The sequence below is a fragment of the uncultured Winogradskyella sp. genome (assembly GCF_947498345.1).
Classification (GTDB): Bacteria; Bacteroidota; Bacteroidia; order Flavobacteriales; family Flavobacteriaceae; genus Winogradskyella.
In genome coordinates this window covers 1-2,373 of sequence record NZ_CANMJY010000023.1, presented here as the reverse complement: position 1 = coordinate 2,373, position 2,373 = coordinate 1, and the positions used below count along the sequence as shown (strand labels likewise).

The following is a 2,373-nucleotide window of genomic DNA, read 5'->3' as shown; positions in this document are numbered from 1 at the left end:
ACAACAACAACAACAACAACAACAACAACAACAACAACAACAACAACAACAACAACAACAACAACAACAACAACAACCAATAGCAATTAAAGAAGCCTTTGACAAGGCCATCTTACTAAAGACCAATGTAGTCAGCGCAACTACGCTTAGGGATTATAAAAGTCGTATCAACCAATTTCAAAAATGGTTGTTAGAAAATCACAGAGCAGTAACTCTAATCAATCAAATTTCCAGAAAAATGGTTGTTGAGTTTTTAAATAGCATTCAACTAAATTCTTCTGCAAGAAACAGAAATAACTATAGAACCGTCTTTAGTAGTATCTTTCAAACCCTTGAGGATAATGAAATTATTGATAATAACTTTATCTCTCAAATCAAATCCATTAAAACACAACCTAAACGCAACAAAACATACTCCCTTAATGAGCAACAAACCATATTTAAATATCTAGAGGCCAATGACAAACTGTTATTGCTTTACATAAAGTTTGTGTCTTATAATTTATTGAGACCTATTGAAGTATGCAGATTAAGAATTAAGGATATTGATCAAGAACAGCGAACACTTCAATTTCAAGCCAAGAACAAGGTCTTAAAGACGAAAATTATTCCAGAAATCCTATTTAAAGAACTACCCGATCTCTCTAAACTAGATGATGAACTGCTTTTATTTACACCTGATGGTATTGGCGATAAATGGGATACAAAACTCTCAAACAGAAGAGACTATTTTAGTAAACGTTTTAAAAAAGTCATAAAAGACCATTTTGGATACAACGAAAATTATGGCCTCTATAGTTTTAGACATACCTTTATTACTAAATTGTACAGAGCCTTAACAAAGGAATCATCACCACACGAAGCCAAGAGCAAGCTTATGCAAATTACAGGACATGCCACCATGACAGCACTAGAGAAGTATCTAAGAGATATTGATGCCGAACTGCCTGAGGATTATTCGAACTTATTATAGGATATGGGACTCAATAGTGATATGCAAAGCTTAATTGATAATATAAAACATCCCCTTGTTTTTTATTTATCAAGAAGCTTGTTTGAAAATGCCACCCAAAAAGATTTAAAACCCTTAGAAGATCTGGGGCTTTTCAATACCCTTGTGTTGATGAATCATAAAGGTGAACCCAAGGTTATATCCAATGCTCTTCAATACGCACAATTATCAGAAAAGAACAAGATACTAAAAACTAACGTTTTTGAACTATTAGAATTGAGGTCTAAACTTGATAAAAAAGCCTTTCATTATTTAATAGATGAGTATTTTAAGGAACTGAATAATTGGATTGTTATAATGGATTCGGTTAGAGAGAAAGCTAAAACAGAAGCCAATAATTATAAGCCTTATATGCAAGACTATTTAGAACATCAATATGAAACACTCAAAACGCATCAAAAAGAATTGAAGGACCATTTTGGGGAATGGAAAACCTGGTTTGAACTCGAACGTGTATTTAAGCTTTCGCCTTATGATCTTGATAAGGGTGAATACAAAAACAATCTCAAACCACCTCTTAAAACTACTAATAAGGAAATAGCCGATAAAACTAAAACCCATTCTACAGCTAAAGAATCAATAATCAGTGAAGCAGATGTAGATAGACACCTTCTAAAATCGGTTTTCAATGTTGATTTTTCGAAAATAGATAGTGAAAAAATGTAAATATTTCGTATTTTAACGTTAAATGAACGATTATTTAACGAATAATGAAAACTACAAGATATTACACATGTGAGTATTGTTATAAAGAATATGTGCCTAAACGAAGGGGTGTACAAAAATACTGTAGCAACTCATGTCGATCTAATGCCTGTAGGCTACGAAATTCAAAAAACCAGAAAACAAATAGTATAAAACCTTTAGAAACCAAAGTTTCAAATCAAGCTGAAAAACAAATGTCATTAGCAGGCGTGGGTAATGCTGCTGCAGGAGCAATGCTAGCAAACACCATTAAAACGGTTTTTACCAAAGAAGATAATAAAGCAGCAACCAAAGGCGACCTAAAACGACTTACTGAAAAGCTTTTAGGACGATACCATTTGGTAAACAATTTGCCAGTTAATAGTAAAGGGGAATATCCTTATTTTGATTTACAAGCTAATGTTGTTGTATACTTTAAGCCTAATAACTGAGTTAATAAAAATTGCGTTTTAAAATTACAATATCTACCCTTCCATAAAATTACCCTATCCAGAATATACTTTAGCGCATTAACCTTTTAAGTAATTGTTTTTTAATTATTTAGATGAATAAATCATGCTCCACAAACACCTTTCTATAAAGCAAAATGCTTAGTATTTTAAAGCAAAATGCTCTGTGTAAAGTCAAGAAGCCACTCTAACTTTATGACCTAATTT

Annotated in this window: 3 protein-coding genes; all 3 read left to right on the top strand. The window is 32.2% G+C overall.

The features are described 5' to 3' along the window. Positions 1 to 973 (top strand): site-specific integrase (locus Q0912_RS17440; protein ID WP_299117563.1); only part of this gene is annotated, 973 nt, incomplete at its 5' end. Positions 974 to 976: 3 nt separating this feature from the next. Beyond that, entirely contained in the window at positions 977 to 1,678 is a 702-nt protein-coding gene (locus tag Q0912_RS17435; RefSeq protein WP_299117561.1) for a hypothetical protein, read from the top strand. 44 nt (positions 1,679 to 1,722) lie between these two features. Beyond that, positions 1,723 to 2,148 (top strand): hypothetical protein, encoded by a 426-nt coding sequence (locus Q0912_RS17430; RefSeq protein ID WP_299117559.1) that lies wholly within the window; start codon positions 1,723 to 1,725, stop codon positions 2,146 to 2,148. Positions 2,149 to 2,373: the final 225 nt, after the last annotated feature.

What these genes read in the sequence shown, in the direction of transcription:
- Q0912_RS17430 (WP_299117559.1), top strand. Translation starts at nt 1,723, where the DNA reads ATGAAAACTACAAGATATTACACATGTGAGTATTGTTATAAAGAATAT.
- Q0912_RS17435 (WP_299117561.1), top strand. Translation starts at nt 977, where the DNA reads ATGGGACTCAATAGTGATATGCAAAGCTTAATTGATAATATAAAACAT.